We start from the raw sequence: 19,288 nt of genomic DNA, 5'->3' as shown, positions 1-19,288 counted from the left end.
GTGCAAGGCCAAGGGAGACCCCGCAGGAGCGGTAGTGACGAGGAGGCTCCCGGACTGCCCTAAGGTGCGCGAAGTGCCTGGAGCGGAAATCAATAACCCCGTATAACACATCCAACCTTTTGAATGTGGTAAAATTAGACAAGAAGGGGGAGTCGCATTTGAAAAAAGCAATCATCCTGATGACGTTCGTTTTAACCATTATTTTGGCCGGGTGTATGAGCAAACAGCCAACCCCGGATGAGAGATTTGCAGAGTACGTAAGCCTTTGGAATGAGCAAAACTTTGAAGAAATGTATGAATTACTTTCACAGCCAGCTAGAGAGACAATCACGAAAGAAGACTTTGTCAATCGTTATCATAAAATTTACCAGGACCTCGAAATCGACCAGCTTGATGTCCTATTCAATCCGCCAGAAGAAGAAGAGAAATACGAAGAACAGGCTGGCTTTGCCTATTCCGCCAAGATGGATAGCGCCGCCGGGCCCATTGAGTTTGATCACACGGCCGTCCTTGTAAAAGAAGAGCGCGAGGACGACACGAATTGGTATGTCAATTGGGATACCACGTATATTTTCCCAGAGCTAGGGAGCGCCGATAAAATTAGCTACGACAATATCCCGGCTGTGCGTGGCAGCATTGTCGACCGTCGCGGCAATGGACTCGCCATTAATGGAACGGCGATGCAGATTGGCGTCGTTCCCGGGAAGATGGATGAAAACTCCGTCACGAAGCTAAGCGAGCTGCTCAACATGTCTGAGGATCAAATCACGAAATTATTAAATGCCTCATGGGTAAAAGCAGATCTATTTGTGCCGCTTAAAAATATCTCTAAGACAGATGAGGCGCTAAAAGAGAAGCTATTTGCCGTCGCTGGAGTCACGAGCATGGAGGTGGGTGCCCGCGAATATCCTTACGGCGAGGACCTTTCCCATCTTGTGGGCTTTGTCGCGAAGGTTACCGCTGAGGACCTTGAAAACAATGAAGGAAAAGGCTACACAGCCGCCGATTATATCGGCAAGCGCGGCCTTGAGCAAGTATTTGAAGAAAAGTTAAAAGGCACCAATGGCGTGAAAATTTCAATCGTTAAGGAAGACGGAACAGAAAAGGTACTTGCTGAAAAACCGGTAGAGGATGGCGAGGATGTTCAGTTAACGATTGATGTCGTGCTCCAACAGCGTATCTATGACCAGATGAAAGGTGTTGCAGGTACAGCGGCAGCAATGAACCCCGTTACTGGAGAAACGCTCGCATTGGTAAGTGCGCCAGGGTTTGATCCGAATGCTGAAACATTAGGCATCTCAGCATCACAGCGCCAAGCATTAGAAGAAAATCCATTGAAGCCGTATTTGAATCGCTTCAAGTTAACGTATGTCCCTGGTTCCGTAATGAAGCCGATCACCGCTGCAGTCGGATTATCCACTGGTAAACTAAAGCTAGACACAACCTATGAAATCAATGAAAAGCAATGGCAGCCAGATAAGTCATGGGGAGACTACAAAGTAACGCGGTACACAAATTTACCAGGCCAAGTTAACCTTGAAAAGGCAATGATTTATTCCGATAACATCTATTTTGCCCGCAGTGCTCTGGAAATTGGCAAAGAGGACTTTGCTGCTGGATTAAAGAAGTTTGGCTTTGAGGATATGGAGTATCCTTATCCACTTGAAAGTTCGCAAATGGGTGAGCTCGCTAGTGAAATTGCTCTAGCTGATTCGGGCTATGGTCAGGGCCAAGTGGAAATGAATATCCTTCATTTAGCCGCAACCTACACACCATTTGTCAACAATGGCAATCTCATCAAACCGATTTTATTAGCGGATGAAACTCAAAAGCAAATCTGGGCAGAAGGGTTAGTTAGTGCGGAACAAGCTACAGGCCTGAACGCAATGCTCACAAAGGTAGTGAGCGACCCGAATGGAACCGCCCACGCTGCAAGGATTGAAGGCTATCCAATTGCAGGGAAAACCGGAACAGCCGAGATCAAAGCAACACAAGGAACAAAAGGCCGCGAGCTTGGTTGGTTCATCGGATACAACCCGGAATTAATGATCTCAATGATGATCGAAGATGTCCAAACCGGCGGCGGCTCCACAGCAGCCGTAACGAAAGTGAAGAATGTCTTTCTAGCAGAAAAAGAATAAATGAGGCCAGAAGGGAAAATCCCTTCTGGTTTTTTCTGTTGGGGTAATTGGGATTTTTAAAATGGGTTGGATATCGTGATAGAGAAGGAAGGTCACCAATGAAAACCAATTGGTGCGTGCCGAAAGTAAGTGTTGCTAGAGGAAGAAAGGTCACCAATAAGGCCCGTTGGTGCCGAAAGTAAGTGTTGCTAGAACGAGAAAGGTCACCAATAAGGCTCATTGGTGCCCAAAGTAAGTGCTGCTAGAGGAAGAAAGGTCACCAATGAAGCCTATTGGTGCCCTAAGTGAGTGTTACTAGAACAAGAAAGGTCACCAATAGATAGGAAAGCTACCATACCAGCAGTAAAACCAGCAACATCATAAAATATATTTTTCGACAATCACTAAAAGAGAGAAACCCTATTACCAACGAGGATAAGTTGTTAATCGGATAAAGTTGTCGACAGAATTGTCCTAAATTTCGCCTAAAATTTTCCTTGACCAACTTGTTTGATTTATGGATAATAAAAATTACCAATTTTCTAAAAATTAAATAAACTATTTGAGCCGTCTGAACGAATGTTCAACCATGGATTTCGGATTAGTTTTGGTAGCGCTTACAGAAGGGGGTGGGTCAAAATGCTAACATTGATTATTTTAGTTTCCATTACAGGAGCGTCACTTATTTTAGCTTTACGAAAGAAAAAGTCTTTTTACCTTGCTATTCCATTCCTCAGTATTTTCTTATATTTCTTCATTGAAGTCCTCAAGGTGCCTGCGCCATTTTTCGATACAGTCAAATTTATTTTCAGCTTAAGTTGATTGGTACGAGGATGAAAACGGAGGAAGGAGTGAATGGTGATTTTACGGCCTAATAGTTTGTTATTTTACAAAGGGGTGGGAATGTGAAGAAGATTGAGAAAGCAGTAGCAGATGCCTATTTTCGTGAAAAGAACCGCTATATGGTGATCTATTTCATCATCTGGTTCATCGTTTCGTACGGTGTCGTCCTGTTGGCAGAGCCATTGAGCGAACTGACGCTTATGGGCGGATTTCCGTTTCATTACTTTATGGGAGCACAGGGAGCCGTCGTGACCTTTATTATCTTATTGTTCGTCAACGCCAAGGTCGGCGATATGATTGATAAAAAATACGGCATCGACGAAGCACAGAATATCAAACTAAGCGCTGGGAAAAGCGTGGATCACTAGTAAAAATAGACCTGACCTTCAATGGGTCTAGGGGATTAAAAGTATAGGCTGACCTCGAGTGGGGGTCTAGTAGAAATAGTTGTAGCAAAGGGGGATAACACATTTTGGATACTCAGTTTTTGGTCTCATTTTCTATTATTATCGCGACATTTGCACTTTATATAGGGATTGCTGTCTACAATAAGGCGAGAGCGACGTCAGACTTCTATGTAGCAAGCCGCGGGGTTCCGCCGGTTTTTAATGGAATGGCGATTGGTGCGGACTGGATGAGTGCCGCATCGTTTATTGGGATGGCCGGTACGATCATGTTACTCGGGTACGATGGGCTTGCTTATATTATGGGGTGGACCGGCGGTTACTTGCTGTTAACGTTCCTGCTCGCACCACAGCTGCGTAAGTACGGTCGTTACACGGTACCTGAATTTATCGGTGACCGATATGATAGCCATACCGCACGCGTGATTGCGGCGATTTGTACGATTATCATCTCGTTTACGTATTCAATCGGGCAATTGTCTGGTTCAGGCGTGGTTATTGGCCGTTTGTTTGAAATCGATGCCAAGCTTGGCACGATGATTGGGGTAGTATTGATTGCCTTCTACGCTGCCTTTGGTGGGATGAAGGGGATTACTTGGACGCAGGTTGCTCAGTATGTCGTGTTAATTATTGCTTACCTAATTCCGGTTATTTTTATGAGCTTGCAGTTAACGAATAGTGCGTTGCCATGGCTTTCTTACGGCGAGCTCGTTGGTAAAATGGGCGAACTTGATCGTGAGCTTGGAATTTCGGAGTATTTCGCACCATTTACGAACGGGACGAAGTGGCAGTTCTTGGCGCTAATGTTTACATTAATGTGTGGAACAGCGGGCTTGCCGCACGTAATCGTTCGTTTCTATACGGTAGCAACGATGAAAGCCGCTCGTTGGTCTGGTGCTTGGGCACTATTATTTATCGGACTTTTATATTTATCCGCGCCTGCTTATGCAGCGTTCTCAAGATTTATTTTAATGACAAAGATTGCTGGAAGCGAGATTACCAATCTTCCTGCATGGACGAAATCATGGATTGACACCGGTAAGCTTCAGATGGCCGATGGCAATGGCGATGGCGTCCTTCAATGGAGCGAATTGATCATCTCTAACGATATCGTCGTTATGGCGACACCGGAAATTGCCAATCTTGGCGTATTTGTAATCGGACTTGTCGCAGCAGGTGCAATGGCAGCGGCGCTTTCAACGGCTGGTGGATTAATGATTTCGATTTCCTCAGCATTTGCGCATGATATTTTTTACCGCGTGTGGAAGCCGAATTCAACGGAAAAGACGCGTCTTTCGGTGGCACGTTGGTCGATTGTTTTAGCTACATTATTCGCTGGCTTGATTGCCTTAAATCCTCCGGGAGCAATCACGCAAATTGTTGCTTGGGCGTTTGCGCTCGCGACAGGAACCTTCTTCCCAGCACTTGTACTAGGGGTTTGGTGGAAGCGTTCAAACTCACAAGGGGTTATTGCTGGTCTACTAGTTGGTCTAGCGGTGACACTTGGCTACATTTTCGCTGCAAAATACGGCGGATTTACGATTCTTGGAATCATCGACACTGGCGCGGGTGTCTTCGGGGCAACGGCCGCGTTCTTGGCAAACATCATCGTATCGCTAGCAACGGCAGCACCTTCGCAAAAAATTCAGGAAGAAGTTATGGACTTACGATATCCTGAACAAATGGTCTATAAAGACGGCGAAGTTTGGATGAGTGAAGATGGATCCACAAAGGCATAAAGAAATATGGGAGGCTGTGCAGCTTCATCCCCTCTTTCAGGGGTTGGAGCAAAGCACGGCCCTTTCCCTTGTCTCCGATTGTGAGCCCCGGTCTTATAAAAAAACCGAAGTCATTCCACCGCACCGTGGCTTGTTGGTGATTTTATCAGGAATGGCCGAAGTGTTTGTTGAGGATGAAGTGCTTGAAATTCTTCAAAAGGGAGAGCTGATTGGATTTTCTAACCTGGTTGAAGTGATGAGTGGGTTGAAGGTACGGGACACTCCAACCGCAATTCAGGTTCGGGCTGTGGAGGAGCTTGAGGCATTGTTCGTCCCTTTCGGCGTGTTATCTAAAAGATGGAATGAGCCGGTGGTCACCGAATATTTGCTAGCGCAAGTAACGGTCCGGCTGAAGGATGTTTATGGCTCGCTTGCCGAGCAGGTAAAATTAGCCCGAAAGATTGGCGACAAACAAACATTCATGACGAGGGTTCAAGATTTGATGGTCGAAAAACTGGTCACTGTTACGCCTGATGCAACGATCCAAGACGTGGCGTTGAAGATGTTTGAATCTCGGACAAGCTCGGTGTTGGTCATGGAAGGAGAGGTGCTCACCGGAATCATCACCGAGCGCGACATTGTCCATCGCGTTGTCGCTCAAGGGAAAAACGATCAAGGCCGGGCTTCGGAAATCATGACCGCCAGTCCAATAACGATTCCTCGCCTTGCCTACTATTATGAGGCCATAACTAGCATGCTTTTAAATGGAATTAAGCATTTACCTGTTACAGATAAGGGCGGTAAAACCGTGTTAGGAATTGTGACCTTATCTGATTTATTTCAAAAGAAGAATGCTAGTGTCATGAAGATGATTAGGCGAATTGATGAAGCCGATGAAGCGTCCCTCCCATTTGTGAGGGAAGCCATCTGTGACATTACTGATATGTTAATAAAAGAACAGGTCCCAGCATTTTCGTTGCTAGAAGTGGTGACGGCTCTGTATGACCGTGTGGTGTTGCGCGTGGTTGAGTTGGCCGTGGCGAATCTGGGAGGTGCCTCGACGAAATTTGCTTTCTTTCAAATGGGGTCAAGTGGTCGTGGGGAGCAGTTCATGCTGACGGATCAGGACCATTTTCTTGTCTTTGAGAATGGTAGCGACCATGTTTATTTTAAGCGCTTAGGTGTGGAAATCACGAGACTGTTCGAGGTGGCTGGCTACGCGCGTTGTCAGGGCTTGATGATGGCGAGTGAGGAGCAGTGGCGCGGGTCGGTGAGCCAGTGGCAGGAGCGGCTGCGTCACTGGATGCTAAAATCGACCAATGAAAACTTGCTGCTAGCACAAAACTTCTTTTCCTATCGATTGGTTGCCGGGGATGAGAGTGTAGCGAAAAAGCTAGATTCGATGATTTTAGAGTTGCTTGATCGCTCGAAAATCTTCCAGTATCGACTGGCCCAAGCAGAGCGGGCGCAAGGCCAGATACCTATGCTAGACCAACCCATTCGCTCACTGTTTAAAATGGACCGGAAGAGTATCGATTTGAAGAAGGAAGTGCTGTTTCCCTATCATCATAGTTTGCAGATTCTGTCTTTGCTAGAGGGAATCCCAGGTGGGACGCCGGTGGGTAAAATTAATGCGTTATTACAGCGGGGCGTTTTTACGCCGGATTTTGCTGCTGATCTCAAGGCCGGGGTGGAGCAGATTCTATCTGTGTATATTCGGCTGAGGTGGGCGGGCGGAAGTTCTGTTCTCCACTTTCATTCTCTATCCACGAGGGAAAAAGATGAGTTAATTTTAAGTTTAGATACGTTGAGGGAGCTGCAGGGGCTGGTTTTTGCGCGGTTTTCGATTTGATAGTGCTAGATTTGCGAGTTTTGTTCTGATCAGAGCTAGATTTGCTTAGTATGGGGGTTAGTTTTTATCTGAAATGGGTAATTTTTGTTAAAAATCAGCTGTTTTTAAAGTAGATTAGCGGTTTAAATTACACTGCGGGGTATATTTTATTCCGCCTAGTGGGAATAAAAACTAGTTTTGATCAGGTGAGCTAGATTATATTCCCGCTAACGACAGTTTTATTCCCTCTAAAGGAAGATATATTCTCTCTAAGGGAAGTTATATTCCCGCACAGGGAATAAGATGACCATATTCAGCCGATATATTCTCGTACAGGGAATAAAAAACGGGAAATAAGGAGGTTTCGATGCTATTTCGAAGAAAATCCGTCACTTGTCCGATATCGTATCAGTCCATTCCTTTATCAACGTCGATTGAGGATTTAACTTTCGTTGTGTTCGACACCGAAACGACGGGATTTAATGTCGGGGCAGATGATCGGTTGATTGAGATTGGCGCGGTAACCATCCGTGGCTTAGAAGTGTACGAAGATGAATGCTTTCAGACCTATGTGAACCCGCAACGAAACATTTCTCAAGAAATAATCGACCTGACATCGATTACGCCGGAAAAGGTTGAAAACGCACCTGAAGCCATCGAAGCAATAAATGAGTTTTTTGAGTTCATAAAATTGCGTGAAGCGGTCAGCCTAGTCGGTCATTATGTCAGTTTTGATAGTCTTGTTTTAAAAAATGAACTCAAAAGAGCGAATCGGTCCTTAAAAGGAATGCAGGCAATCGATACATTAGATTTGATTGGACATATCGCGCCATCCTACGATATGCGTGATTTAGAACGATATTCGATGGCATTTGGCACGAGAATCTACGAACGTCATAATGCCCTCGGCGATGCCCGTACAACCGCTTATTTATTTACTGAGCTGCTCCGGCTTTTTAAAGATAGGGGTGGCTCCACATGGGGCGATCTAATCAATGTCACGAATAAAAATGGTGGATAGAGGTTCAAGCCGGGGCACCTCGGTTTGAGCCGACACAGCCTTTCCTAAAATAAAGCACTCAAGTATGCACCAGCACATTCCATCCTCTAACAAAATGTCCTCAAGGATAAAAATCCACAATAAACCCACTCAATCACCTAAAATAATTAAATTTTCAGAAAAAATACATGTTTTCCTCGTCCTTATTATGTTTTTCGTGCATAATCCCTTATCCAAGCTAATAGAATGGTTACAAACCTGTCAAAGAGAGTGTTTGAGGTGAAGAGTCGTTAGCAGAGAATATGAATTTAGCCGGGGTCATGATTATTTCCAGTAATGTCAAGAAGGCCAGGCCTTCTGCCGCATACAATGGTGCGGTTCCAGTATCTTACGCGGAAAAGCGGGTCTCATTTCACACTTCTCACATCCAATTTAGGGAGGGCGAGTGGTGTGCACGATTACATCAAAGAGAGAACCATCAAGATTGGAAAGTATATCGTGGAGACGAAAAAAACAGTTCGCGTCATCGCGAAAGAGTTTGGCGTATCCAAAAGTACAGTCCATAAAGACTTGACGGAAAGGCTGCCTGAGATCAATCCGGAACTAGCGAATGAAGTAAAAGAAATTCTCGATTATCATAAATCGATTCGCCATTTACGAGGTGGCGAAGCGACGAAGCTAAAATACCGAAAAGAAGAAAGGGAAGAGGAACCCGTAAAATAACGTATGTTACTTTCTGTCTCCAACGATTACACTTTTCAAGTCAATGGTAAAGGAGCAAATAGCAATGTCCGGAAAGAAAGACTGGGCAGAACAATAGGCGAGTGTCTCGAAATTTAAAGAGGCAGTCGCCTTTTGTGTTTTTACATTTACCCGAAAAGCCGCATGTACCAAACCAGAATCTAATATTCCTATTGAAGGTGGATGTTTGGTGTGAATAAAAACTTTTACCAGTCGTGTTGATTGGAGCTCCAGGCGCTTGACTCCTGCGGGAGCAGCGGGACAGGTGAGACCCCGCAGGAGCGTAAGCGACGAGGAGGCTCAGCGCCCGCCCCGCGGAAAGCAAGTGCCTGGAGCGGAAATCAACCTCTCATTGTCCCGAAGAACAAAGTGAACAAAACCCTCTTCCATAAAATCAACCAATAATGGGCATGATTAAAAACTAAAGCAAAATCCTACTCCTCTAAAAAATCCGACAATTTTCTGCAGAAACTGTCGAAAACAGTTACTATTTTGGTTAGCATGTGTTAAAATAGAAAATTAGGTGAATATGGTGCCGCGTCTGTCTATAAGAAGAATAAGTCCTTGTCTAAGTTGTTGGTAGAGGTGAGGATGAATCAGCCGCAGCCAGCCATTTGTCAAGGAGGTTTGGGTAGAATGTTAGCAAGGGATATTGGGATTGACCTTGGAACAGCGAATGTGTTGATACACGTTAAAGGCCGTGGGATTGTATTGAACGAGCCGTCTGTCGTGGCAATTGATAAAAATACAAACAAAGTTTTGGCAGTCGGGGAAGAAGCGCGTCAGATGGTAGGGCGCACACCGGGAAACATCGTCGCAATTCGCCCGTTGAAGGACGGCGTGATTGCTGATTTTGATGTGACGGAAGCGATGCTAAAGCATTTTATTAACAAATTAAACGTTAAAGGTCTGTTGTCGAAGCCGCGGATTTTGATCTGCTGCCCGACGAATATTACGAGCGTAGAGCAAAAAGCAATTAGAGAAGCTGCTGAGAAAAGCGGTGGCAAAAAGATTTATCTTGAAGAAGAGCCTAAGGTGGCGGCGATTGGTGCAGGAATGGATATCTTCCAACCGAGCGGAAACATGGTTGTCGACATCGGTGGTGGAACAACAGATGTAGCCGTGTTGTCTATGGGCGATATCGTTACTTCTGCTTCTATAAAAATGGCAGGGGATAAGTTCGATGCCGAAATCCTCAGCTATATCAAACGGCAGTATAAGCTCTTGATTGGGGAGCGTACGGCGGAAAACATTAAATTGAATATTGGTACGGTGTTCCCTGGATCTCGTAGCGAGGAAATGGACATCCGTGGCCGTGATATGGTTTCTGGTCTTCCTAGAACGATTTCTGTACGCTCAGAGGAGATCGAAAACGCGCTACGTGAATCGGTAGCGGTGATTGTCCATGCGGCGAAAACAGTGCTTGAGAAAACCCCTCCAGAGCTATCTGCAGACATCATTGACCGTGGTGTGATTTTAACCGGTGGCGGTGCTTTGCTACATGGTATGGATACCTTACTAGCAGAAGAACTCAAAGTACCTGTCCTTGTTGCGGAAAACCCAATGGAATGTGTGGCGCTAGGGACAGGCATTATGCTTGATAACCTTGATAAAATCGCAAGAAGGAAAATCGTCTAACGAGCTAACACGTCCATGGTCTCAAGTTGAGCCATGGATTTTTTAGCTTTTAAAATAAGAAAGTAGTGTTTTTTAGCAGGTTGATTGGAGCGGAAGGCGCTTGACTCCTGCGGGAGCAGCGGGACAGGTGAGACCCCACAGCGAGGAACGAGCGAGGAGGCTCACCGCCCGCCCCGCGGAAAGCAAGCGCCTGAAGCGGAAATCAACATCCATTTTTAGCAGCCAAACAAGAAAAAACGCAAATTTCTACAATTTGTTAATGCTTCTTGTTGCATTTTTTTTTATAATAGAGGATAGTGAAAAATAATAATGTCTCAACCTGGATGAATTCGTTAAAAGGGGAAGAACATAATGGCAGTGAACAGCAAACAAGAAGCATTAACACGCGAACAAGTGAAAAAGAGTAAAGAGAAGGTGAAGGGGCAGGAACGGAAAAAGGTTCGAGTGCGCCTTATTCCCATTTGGCTACGCCTCCTCATTATTATTGCTTTATTGGCTCTTAGCACGATCTTAGGTGCTGCTGTTGGCTATGGGATTCTCGGAAATGGCGAGCCGATGGATGTCTTTGAAAAGACAACCTGGATGCATATGTTAGACTTGGTTAATCACAATTAATCCGTTGATTATAAAAATGAGGACAAGGAAGGGATTTCACCCTTCCTTTTTTTGTACTTCTTTTATACAATAGGATAAGAACCTATTATTAGTAGGAGGTACTAATTCAAATGTTAGACATTAATGAAATCAAAGAAATTATTCCGCATCGATATCCATTTTTATTAATTGATAAAATTACTGAGGTTGAGGACGGCAAACGAGCGGTTGGCTTGAAAAATGTCACCGCGAACGAAGAATTTTTTAATGGCCATTTTCCTGACTATCCAGTGATGCCTGGTGTGCTCATTGTTGAGGCCCTGGCTCAAGTTGGGGCAGTGGCGATGCTGAAGCCGGAAGAAAACCGCGGCAAGCTCGCATTTTTCGCTGGGATTGATAATTGTCGTTTTAAAAGACAGGTCAAGCCGGGTGATCAACTTCGCCTTGAAGTTGAAATGATTAAAGTACGCGGGCCAATGGGCAAAGGCAAGGGGATTGCTACCGTTAATGGCGAAGTCGCATGTGAAACTGAGATTATGTTTGCGTTAAAATAGGTGCTAAATTGAGCTTGGAGAATTTCCAGGCTCTTTTTTTATTTCGGTTGCTCCTCGATCAGTTCTAATCTAAGTGCCTGGGTTTGTGGTGGGTATGACTCGGAAATGACGTCATACCAAACGCGGACATGCTGGCCCTCTATGATATCTGCAAGCATTTCATTGTCTTCCACACTGACATGGATCTTATTCGAAATGTGCGACGATTCGCCGACTAATTCAAGAAAAGCTCCGTTGGTTGTTTTTTCAATAACGATTCCTTCAAGGGTAGTGTCATTTGAAATTCCATTATTTATAGGGGGATTTGAACAGCCAATAAGGAGCATGATAAGTATGAACCAAGGGGTTCTTTTTAACATGAACACTCACCTCATAACCGGTGGATTTGTTACAACTAGCTTATTATTCGGGCGAATGGTTTAAAATATTTTCCTGTAAGTTCTTGTTTGTTCTCGGGCAACCTAATGGCAGGCCCTTGCTGGTCACCTTGAAATAAACAACATAGTAACGAAAGGGGTTCATTCTATTGAATAACAAGCTGTTAAAAATCGTTGGGGGTTCTGCCCTTACTGCTATGCTTCTTGCTGGTTGTGGAGCAAATAACAATGATCCGGCACCACCAAACGGTGATGGCGTCAATGATGGCGATACAACTGAAATCAATGACCTAAACCGTAACGACCGTGACAACCGTATTTTCAATAATAACAACCGTGGCGAGCGTGACACAGGTATTTTCAACAACGACAACAATGGCAACAACGGTATGTTCGACCGCGATAACGATAATGAGCTTTTCAATAATGACCGCAATGACAATAATGGTATCTTTGACACCGACAGAGGGGCACGTGACGTGAACCGAGATAATGATATGGATCTGGTGAGAGACCGCAACACTCGTGGTGAAGAACCACTTGAAGATCGTCTAGATATGAACGACCGTGACAATCGTGACCGATAGAAATTAGAGGTAAGGGCCATATGCGAGAAGGCAGGGGATTAATTCCCTTGCCTTTTTTGCACTTTCAGCACCTAGCTAGAGGAAAGTTACACTTTCTTAGGGATTAAAATTCTTGGGCGGGTCGTAATCTTTTCTTTGAATTCCGAAAGCAGCTCTTCACCTGTTAGGCCCTGGTTAAGTAGGTACTCAAGCAGCATCGCAGGATAATCGTTTTGAATTTTAGTTAAGTTCCCTTTTAACAGGATGCTCGCATAACCGTTGACTCTGCTCACGCTGCAAACTTTGGATTTGAAAGCAGCAGGGTCGTTATCCTTTTTAGTAATAACTACTTGGACAATAATATCGCTCTGGTCGGCACAGGCATTTTCAAAGTAGGGAATGAATTTCTCTTCGACGAATACTTCAATTAGCCAGGTGCCACTATCATCTTCTTTATTAATGATTAAACCTTCGGTAAAATCGATATCGGTTAAATTGTCCTCATCGGCAATTTGCATGGAGATGAGCCTGAATGACTTCATGTGCGCCCTCCTAACGACAGTTTTACAAAAATTATAACATATCTGGAAAATAGAAAGCGAATGAGCGCTTGTCGAAAAATCTTCTTGTATTTATAAAAATTTTTAACGAAAAAATCTTTTGGCACCTAAAAATGTTTTTTCAATCGAAAACAGATGGGGTGTGATTGGAAATGTCGTATTTTTATGTATTTTGTATATTTTACTCGAATTGTTTTCGGTTGTAAGATAAAAGCATCAAAGAGAAAGGAGATGAACTTTTGATTAATCAGGTCATTCTTGTTGGACGATTGACGCGTGATCCCGAGCTCAAATCTACGAGTGATGGGCGTGCGTACATGAATGTCACGGTGGCCGTGACCCGCCATTACCGCAATGCCGATGGTGAGCTAGAATCCGATTTTGTGCAATGCATCCTCTGGAGAAAAACCGCAGAAAACACAGCCCTCTATTGCCAAAAAGGCTCCGTCATTGGCGTGATAGGCCGGATACAAACCCGAAGCTACGAGAATCAAGAAGGCAAACGGGTCTATGTGACCGAGGTCGTGGCCGAAAACGTACAATTCCTCAGTAAAAAGACAGTCGAAAGCCGAGCGCAACCACAAGCAAAAACAGCACTACCACCTGAACCAGTACCAGTACCCGTAGAAGCGGAGGTCATGCCTTTTGAACCGGTCTCCCAGTGAGATGGATGGGTTGGAAAAGCTTCTTGAAAGTCTAATTACTATGGTCGGAAAGACAAATGCAAAGGTAGACGCACTATCAATGCGAGTCCGTCAGCTTGAGTTAGCCGCGAGAGAACCGCGCGTTTATTCATTCATCGCGGAGCCTAACAAGTCAGGAGAATTGGAACAAGCATAATCCCCCGCCAATTTTTCAAAAGCACAATCCCAAACAGAGAGAATCAAACCCTATCTCCAATACCCCCCAACCTTTGCCGGCTAGCGATAGCCGGTTGTTTTTTTATGGATAGGTTGATTCACGGGTCCTTTTCCACCATGAATAAAAAGGAATTAAACTCCATCGTGGAGAATGTAAATACTTCTAAAAGGGGGAAGGATAATGAGTGAAGCTTTGATTAGAGTTGGGACCATCTACATTCCTGTAAAGGATGTGGACATTTCAGCGGAGTGGTATGAAAATAAGTTAGGGGCAGAGCTCAGCTATAAGGATCAGGATAAAGCCATCATTAATCTTGCATTCCAAAGTTTTTTCTTGGTGAAGTCAGGGGTTAAGCAGAGTGCGAACTTCATTGATATAAAAGGGCAAGAGCGATTCTCTGTAACGTTTGAAGTCAATGGACTAGAGGCTTTGGAAGCTTTACATATGGAATTTATTCAAAAGGGAATAACCGTTGGAGAAATTGAAGATAGAGGCCATAGTGGGCGAAACTTTATTTTTTATGATATAGATGGCAATATGTTTGATGTCTGGAGTGAATTGAGTCCGGTGTTTAAAAAGATGTTGTTAAAATAGAGCTTGGAGTGATAAACGATGCAAACAATAGAAAAAATAGGCGAGCGCTTTTGGTACCAAACCCCTGTCTCGGAAACCGATCGTCCGGTACTTGGGATGGTGGTAGGAGACAATAAAACATTAATGATTGATGCAGGAAACTCAGAGGCCCATGCCCAGTATTTTTTAGAGGAGTTGGCAAAGCGGAACGTCCCTAAACCGGATATTTTGGCGCTGACGCATTGGCATTGGGATCATATATTTGGCCTCTCGTCATTAACAGAGGTCGTCTCAATTGCACAAGTCGAAACGAAGGAAGCAATGGAGAAATTGATTCCTTTATCCTGGTCAGATGAGGCATTGGATGAACGGGTCCAGGAGGGAACAGAAATTGAATTTTGTTCAACAGCGATTAAAAAGGAGTTTCCCCATCATCGGAATATAGTTATTGCGCTACCAGAGGTAACCTTTGACGATCGGATAGAGGTGGATGTAGGTGGGGTTACTTGCGTGTTGCAGCATGTAGGCGGAGACCATGCCTCCGACTCGGTTGTTATTTTTGTAAAAGAAGAAAAGATTCTCTTTTTAGGAGATAGCATTTATGCGAACATTTTCGCCTCGAAAACGAACTATACCGTCGGAAAGATTCGGCGTTTATTAGATACGTTGGAAACGTTCAACGAGGCCGAAACCTATGTACTGTCGCACTCGGGAACCCTCACAAGAGAGGAATTCAATGCCGAAGCTGCACTTTTCAGGGCGATAGCAAATTACACCGAGGAATATAGGGGCGATGCATCAAAAATAAAACAAGCCTACGAAAAACAAATCGGCCGAACCTTAAACGAAGACGAACTCGAGACGGTAGAATACTTTGTTAACGGCTGGAGTATAGGGTAAGGGTCTGGTAAAGTCCTGGAAGGTGCCTGGCACCTTCCAGGTAATTGCCAATCCACCCTATCATGTTATCGTTAGTTCGTTTCTCTGTTATCTGTTAAACTTAGGAGATAACCATATGAATGATATGAACATGTTAGGGGAATGACATGAAACTTCAGCGTCGATTTAAATATTATCTAATTCGTTTGTTTCGCTTAAAGGCTGGGCCACATCAAGTGGCATTGGGCTTATCATTAGGCTTTATTCCTAACTGGTTTCCAACGTTTGGTTTTGGACCAATCCTATCATTAGGTCTGGCGAAAATAACAAGAGTAAATGTGATCGCAGCTGTAATTGGAGGCATCATTGGGACCCCATTATGGCCTGTGTTCTTTTTATTCAATTATCGTGTCGGTGGGCTCTTCCTAAAGAAGCCTAGTGAGGTAAATGATTTAGAAGAAGTAGAATACATCGAGGCAGTCAATGATACGGTAGGCAGCATCCAATCAGGCAGCCTGCAATTCCTAACAGGAGCCCTAGTGAATGTACTAGTATCCTCGATCATTCTTTACATCATCGTTTATCTGATCTTCAAAAAGTACCGGACACGTATTCTGAGCAAACTAAAATACTAAATAACCCAAAGCTCTGTCCAACTGACAGAGCTTTGTTTTTGGGAATTCCCTGGGTGGTGCCTGGCACCACCCATAATTATCCATCCATCCCTATAAGATGTCCAAGCAATTGTAGAGTCCTTGCAGGTAACAATGTTAGAAGGGGGTGACGATAGTTGGGTTATGTAGAGGATTTGCGTAAAATCGTCGGACATCGACCACTGATCTTGGTCGGGGCGGTTACGGTTCTAGTCGATGAGTCAGGTCGAATCCTACTTGAACAACGGAGGTTCCCGAAAGAATCATGGGGATTGCCAGGTGGCCTGATGGAGCTAGGGGAATCAACTGAAGACGTTGCGCGTCGTGAGGTAATGGAAGAGACCGGACTAACAGTGAAGGACTTACAATTAATCAATGTTTACTCCGGACCAAACCATTTCGTTGTCGCCGAAAACGGGGATGAGTTTTTCGTCGTTACAGTAGCTTATTACACAAAGAATTTTGAAGGAAATCTTAGAGTAGACGAAACAGAATCGATCTCCTTCCAGTTTTATGACCCTAAGAACCTCCCCCAAAAAATGGTGAAAAGCCACAAAGCCATCATCGAAGAATATTTAAAGAATCATTCTGAGCAGTAAATGGAAAACTTTTGGGAGGTGCCTGGCACCATCCAGAGTTTTTCCATCTTACGAGCTCGTTTTGCTATACTGATAATAAGGGAAAAAAGCACGGTCTGTAATTTGATAAATCATATAAGTACAACAACTAACGATTCAACAAATTAGTACATATACAAAGGGGATATAGCATGAATTTAGCGCAATTTCCAAGGCGAAGGTATACACCTTCTTATACACCAATCGAATATTTACCGCATTTTTCAAAAGCTCTTGGCGGGCCATCGATTTATTTTAAACGCGATGATCAGCTGGGTTTAACGGCAGGGGGAAATAAAACGAGAAAGTTGGAGTTCCTGATTGCTGATGCGCTTGAAAAGGGCGCGGATACGATTATTACGAGCGGAGCTATTCAATCGAATCACTGCCGATTGACCTTATCAGCAGCAGTCAAAGAAGATATGAAGTGTATTCTTGTCTTGGAAGAGGGGGTTACACCAAATATGGACCCCGATTTCAACGGGAACTATTTCCTTTATCATCTGCTTGGGGCAGCGGAGATTAAGGTCGTTCCGCACGGGACGGACCTGAATAAGGAAATGCTTAAGATTGCAGAGAGGGTAAAAGAAGCTGGACACCGGCCATACACGATTCCGGTTGGAGGAAGCAACTTTATCGGTGCAAAAGGGTATGTTGCTTGTGCTCAAGAAATTCTCGCGCAATCTTTTGAGCAAAATATTAATCTCAGTACAGTCGTATGTGTAAGTGGGAGTGGTGGGATGCATGCTGGATTGGTCACTGGCTTTCAGGGCTTACAAAGCAAAATCCCCGTTATTGGCATAAACGTGAGCAGAGGCAAGCCAGAACAAGAAGAAAAAGTATTTAGGCTTGCAATTGAAACATCCGCCCATGTAGGGATTCCAAACCCCGTCCAGCGGGAAGCGGTCATCTGTTTCGAGGAATATGTTGGCCCAGGTTACGCCCAACCAACACCAGAAATGATTGAAGCTGTTCAGCTCGTCGCAAAAACAGAAGGAATCTTACTAGACCCTGTCTACACCGGCAAAGCGGTCGCGGGCTTAATGGACTTAATTCGCAAAGGCATCTTTAAAAAGAAAGATCACATACTTTTCGTTCACTCCGGTGGCTCCCCATCCCTCTATGCCAATACAGAACTATTTAGGTAATTGGTAAATAGCTGGATGGTGCCTGGCACCAAAATGAATTTAAGATGAAGGAGCAATTATGAGATGAACCCAACAAAAACGGTGGTTGAAAAATTAAGCCTAAATAAATACCCAACAAAGCTGATTCTCGATATCCCTAAAGATATTGAGGATTTTAAACCATTAGAATATGACGACATGATTAAAGAGGAAAAATATGATCTTGTCTTTGTGTTCGTTTATCGCCTAGAGGAATTTACAAAAACCCTAAACGAAGTCGTTGAAAAGCAGTTAGTGAAGGATAACGGCTATTTATACTTTGCTTATCCAAAGAAGAATAATCCTCAATATGAAGAATACATAGAACGAGACAGTATCTACAATGACCAGCATTATAATGAGGACGGATTTGTCCACGGAAGCCAGTTAAAGTTTGCAAGAATGGTTAGTTTAAACGATGTCTTTACCGTTGTCGGCATGAAGGCAACACCGGAGAAAAAGACTAAAACTAAGAGCTCAAAGCCGAGCCAACGAGTCGATGATTATATTGACTATATCCAAGATATTAAACAATATTGGAGCAAAAATGAGGATGTATTAAAGATTTACAACGATTTAACCCCCGGCTACCAAAAAGACTGGGCGCGCTATATATACAGCGCAAAACGAAAAGAAACCCAAGAAAAGCGCCTAAATGAAATGGAAATCGTCCTCACCGAAGGTTACAAAACAATGGACCTATATAGACGAAGAGGGAAATAAAGGAAGGTGCCTGGCACCTTCCAAAAATTGTAAAAAGATAAGGTAGGGGATGAATGGAGATAATCCTATTTACGTGCATTATCCTAATCGCTTCCGCCCTCCAAACGAGCACAGGGTTTGGCTTTTCAATACTAGCGACGCCCTTTCTCCTTCTCCTCTTTGAGCCAGCCGAAGCAATTCAAATCAATTTGATCTTATCACTAGTCATTTCGTGTGCGTTGCTATCGAAAATCAAGAAGGAAGTGGACTTTGGAGTCCTTAGAAGATTTGTGTTTGGAAGTATTCCAGGCCTACCAGTAGGAATCCTCATTTTCTTGTTCATCAATATTACGACCCTAAAATTAGGGATTAGCCTGGTTATCCTAGCACTAACAATAATGCTAGTATTTAAATTTCGAATCCAGCAGAGCAAGGGGAGGGATCTATTAGTAGGTGCATTCTCAGGGGCACTCACCACCAGTATCGGCATGCCCGGACCACCGCTATTATTATATTTCTCAGGGACAGATACTCAAAAGGAGAGATTAAGAGCGACGACACTAGCCTTTTATTTGTTCATCTACCTTGTAAGTCTAGTCATACAAGTCATTTTCGTCGGAACAAATACAACCATTTGGATCTCTAGCGCACAGGCACTCCCACTAGTCTTACTAGGTCTCATACTCGGGCAATTCCTATTTAAAAAGATCAACCAACACCTCTTCCGAATATTTACCTACCTCATCCTCCTATTCACAAGTGTTTATTTACTCATTGATAGTTTGTAATAACATCACACAAAAAACGGGCCCACCTCTAGTAAAAGGTGGACCCGTTTTTTCCAATTCCCTGGATGGTGCCTGGCACCATCCAAAGTTTTCCCATTCAAAA

Annotated in this window: 23 protein-coding genes; 21 read left to right on the top strand and 2 right to left on the bottom strand. The window is 44.0% G+C overall.

Annotated elements, in window-relative coordinates:
• Positions 1–158 precede the first annotated feature (158 nt).
• The 11 genes from BMX30_RS17635 to fabZ all read left to right on the top strand — a co-directional run bounded on the left by BMX30_RS17635 (position 159) and on the right by fabZ (position 11,443).
• The gene (locus BMX30_RS17635) at positions 159–2,141 is read left to right on the top strand and encodes a penicillin-binding transpeptidase domain-containing protein (RefSeq protein WP_090748767.1); all 1,983 of its coding nucleotides are present in this window, start codon (positions 159–161) and stop codon (positions 2,139–2,141) included.
• 618 nt (positions 2,142–2,759) lie between these two features.
• Positions 2,760–2,942 (top strand): hypothetical protein, encoded by a 183-nt coding sequence (locus BMX30_RS17630; RefSeq protein WP_090748765.1) that lies wholly within the window; start codon positions 2,760–2,762, stop codon positions 2,940–2,942.
• 83 nt (positions 2,943–3,025) lie between these two features.
• Positions 3,026–3,331 (top strand): DUF4212 domain-containing protein, encoded by a 306-nt coding sequence (locus BMX30_RS17625; protein WP_090748763.1) that lies wholly within the window; start codon positions 3,026–3,028, stop codon positions 3,329–3,331.
• A gap of 104 nt (positions 3,332–3,435) precedes the next feature.
• Positions 3,436–5,106 carry a sodium:solute symporter family protein gene (locus tag BMX30_RS17620; RefSeq protein WP_090748761.1) on the top strand — a complete coding sequence of 557 codons (1,671 nt, stop codon included), beginning with the start codon at positions 3,436–3,438 and terminating at the stop codon, positions 5,104–5,106.
• On the top strand, positions 5,087–6,937 hold the full coding sequence (locus tag BMX30_RS17615; protein WP_090748760.1) for a DUF294 nucleotidyltransferase-like domain-containing protein: 1,851 nt from the start codon (positions 5,087–5,089) through the stop codon (positions 6,935–6,937). The genes BMX30_RS17620 and BMX30_RS17615 overlap by 20 nt, the downstream gene beginning before the upstream one ends.
• 346 nt (positions 6,938–7,283) lie before the next feature.
• A complete protein-coding gene (locus tag BMX30_RS17610) occupies positions 7,284–7,937 on the top strand; it encodes a 3'-5' exonuclease (RefSeq protein WP_090748758.1) in 654 nt (217 codons plus the stop codon).
• A 429-nt stretch (positions 7,938–8,366) separates the two neighbouring features.
• Positions 8,367–8,639 (top strand): sporulation transcriptional regulator SpoIIID, encoded by a 273-nt coding sequence (gene spoIIID / locus BMX30_RS17605; protein WP_090748757.1) that lies wholly within the window; start codon positions 8,367–8,369, stop codon positions 8,637–8,639.
• A gap of 240 nt (positions 8,640–8,879) precedes the next feature.
• Complete coding sequence (locus BMX30_RS24295) at positions 8,880–9,062, top strand: hypothetical protein (RefSeq protein ID WP_090748755.1); 183 nt, start codon at positions 8,880–8,882, stop codon at positions 9,060–9,062.
• A gap of 231 nt (positions 9,063–9,293) precedes the next feature.
• Positions 9,294–10,295: a rod shape-determining protein gene (mreB, locus tag BMX30_RS17595; protein WP_090748753.1), complete on the top strand. Its 1,002-nt coding sequence runs from the start codon at positions 9,294–9,296 to the stop codon at positions 10,293–10,295.
• 351 nt (positions 10,296–10,646) lie between these two features.
• Positions 10,647–10,910: a DNA-directed RNA polymerase subunit beta gene (locus tag BMX30_RS17590; RefSeq protein WP_090748751.1), complete on the top strand. Its 264-nt coding sequence runs from the start codon at positions 10,647–10,649 to the stop codon at positions 10,908–10,910.
• A gap of 110 nt (positions 10,911–11,020) precedes the next feature.
• Positions 11,021–11,443 (top strand): 3-hydroxyacyl-ACP dehydratase FabZ, encoded by a 423-nt coding sequence (fabZ, locus tag BMX30_RS17585; protein WP_090748749.1) that lies wholly within the window; start codon positions 11,021–11,023, stop codon positions 11,441–11,443.
• Positions 11,444–11,481: 38 nt separating this feature from the next.
• Here fabZ and BMX30_RS17580 read toward each other — a convergent pair whose 3' ends face one another.
• Positions 11,482–11,802: a DUF3221 domain-containing protein gene (locus BMX30_RS17580; RefSeq protein ID WP_090748746.1), complete on the bottom strand. Its 321-nt coding sequence runs from the start codon at positions 11,800–11,802 to the stop codon at positions 11,482–11,484.
• Between the two features lie 167 nt (positions 11,803–11,969).
• On the opposite strand from BMX30_RS17580, the gene BMX30_RS17575 reads away from it, so the two are divergent.
• Positions 11,970–12,407: a hypothetical protein gene (locus tag BMX30_RS17575; RefSeq protein ID WP_090748745.1), complete on the top strand. Its 438-nt coding sequence runs from the start codon at positions 11,970–11,972 to the stop codon at positions 12,405–12,407.
• Positions 12,408–12,493: 86 nt separating this feature from the next.
• Here the strand turns inward: BMX30_RS17575 and BMX30_RS17570 are convergent, their stop codons facing one another.
• On the bottom strand, positions 12,494–12,928 hold the full coding sequence (locus BMX30_RS17570; RefSeq protein WP_090748743.1) for a YwpF family protein: 435 nt from the start codon (positions 12,926–12,928) through the stop codon (positions 12,494–12,496).
• A gap of 257 nt (positions 12,929–13,185) precedes the next feature.
• On the opposite strand from BMX30_RS17570, the gene BMX30_RS17565 reads away from it, so the two are divergent.
• From BMX30_RS17565 to BMX30_RS17530, 9 genes are all read left to right on the top strand, one after another.
• On the top strand, positions 13,186–13,611 hold the full coding sequence (locus BMX30_RS17565; RefSeq protein ID WP_090748741.1) for a single-stranded DNA-binding protein: 426 nt from the start codon (positions 13,186–13,188) through the stop codon (positions 13,609–13,611).
• The gene (locus BMX30_RS23240) at positions 13,592–13,786 is read left to right on the top strand and encodes a hypothetical protein (protein ID WP_139195409.1); all 195 of its coding nucleotides are present in this window, start codon (positions 13,592–13,594) and stop codon (positions 13,784–13,786) included. Before BMX30_RS17565 ends, BMX30_RS23240 begins: the two co-directional genes overlap by 20 nt.
• Before the next feature lie 201 nt (positions 13,787–13,987).
• The gene (locus tag BMX30_RS17560) at positions 13,988–14,401 is read left to right on the top strand and encodes a VOC family protein (protein ID WP_090748739.1); all 414 of its coding nucleotides are present in this window, start codon (positions 13,988–13,990) and stop codon (positions 14,399–14,401) included.
• 18 nt (positions 14,402–14,419) lie between these two features.
• Positions 14,420–15,280 (top strand): MBL fold metallo-hydrolase, encoded by an 861-nt coding sequence (locus BMX30_RS17555; RefSeq protein ID WP_090748737.1) that lies wholly within the window; start codon positions 14,420–14,422, stop codon positions 15,278–15,280.
• A 146-nt stretch (positions 15,281–15,426) separates the two neighbouring features.
• Positions 15,427–15,894 carry a DUF2062 domain-containing protein gene (locus BMX30_RS17550; protein ID WP_090748735.1) on the top strand — a complete coding sequence of 156 codons (468 nt, stop codon included), beginning with the start codon at positions 15,427–15,429 and terminating at the stop codon, positions 15,892–15,894.
• A 155-nt stretch (positions 15,895–16,049) separates the two neighbouring features.
• Positions 16,050–16,511 carry an NUDIX hydrolase gene (locus tag BMX30_RS17545; RefSeq protein WP_090748732.1) on the top strand — a complete coding sequence of 154 codons (462 nt, stop codon included), beginning with the start codon at positions 16,050–16,052 and terminating at the stop codon, positions 16,509–16,511.
• Between the two features lie 170 nt (positions 16,512–16,681).
• Complete coding sequence (cuyA, locus tag BMX30_RS17540; RefSeq protein WP_090748730.1) at positions 16,682–17,677, top strand: D-cysteate sulfo-lyase; 996 nt, start codon at positions 16,682–16,684, stop codon at positions 17,675–17,677.
• 63 nt (positions 17,678–17,740) lie between these two features.
• Positions 17,741–18,418 (top strand): YdeI/OmpD-associated family protein, encoded by a 678-nt coding sequence (locus tag BMX30_RS17535; protein ID WP_090748728.1) that lies wholly within the window; start codon positions 17,741–17,743, stop codon positions 18,416–18,418.
• Positions 18,419–18,471: 53 nt separating this feature from the next.
• Positions 18,472–19,185: a sulfite exporter TauE/SafE family protein gene (locus tag BMX30_RS17530; protein ID WP_090748726.1), complete on the top strand. Its 714-nt coding sequence runs from the start codon at positions 18,472–18,474 to the stop codon at positions 19,183–19,185.
• Positions 19,186–19,288 lie beyond the last annotated feature (103 nt).

The sequence above is a fragment of the Mesobacillus persicus genome (assembly GCF_900109925.1).
GTDB lineage: Bacteria > Bacillota > Bacilli > Bacillales > Cytobacillaceae > Mesobacillus_B > Mesobacillus_B persicus.
This window is presented reverse-complemented; position numbering and strand designations above follow the sequence as displayed.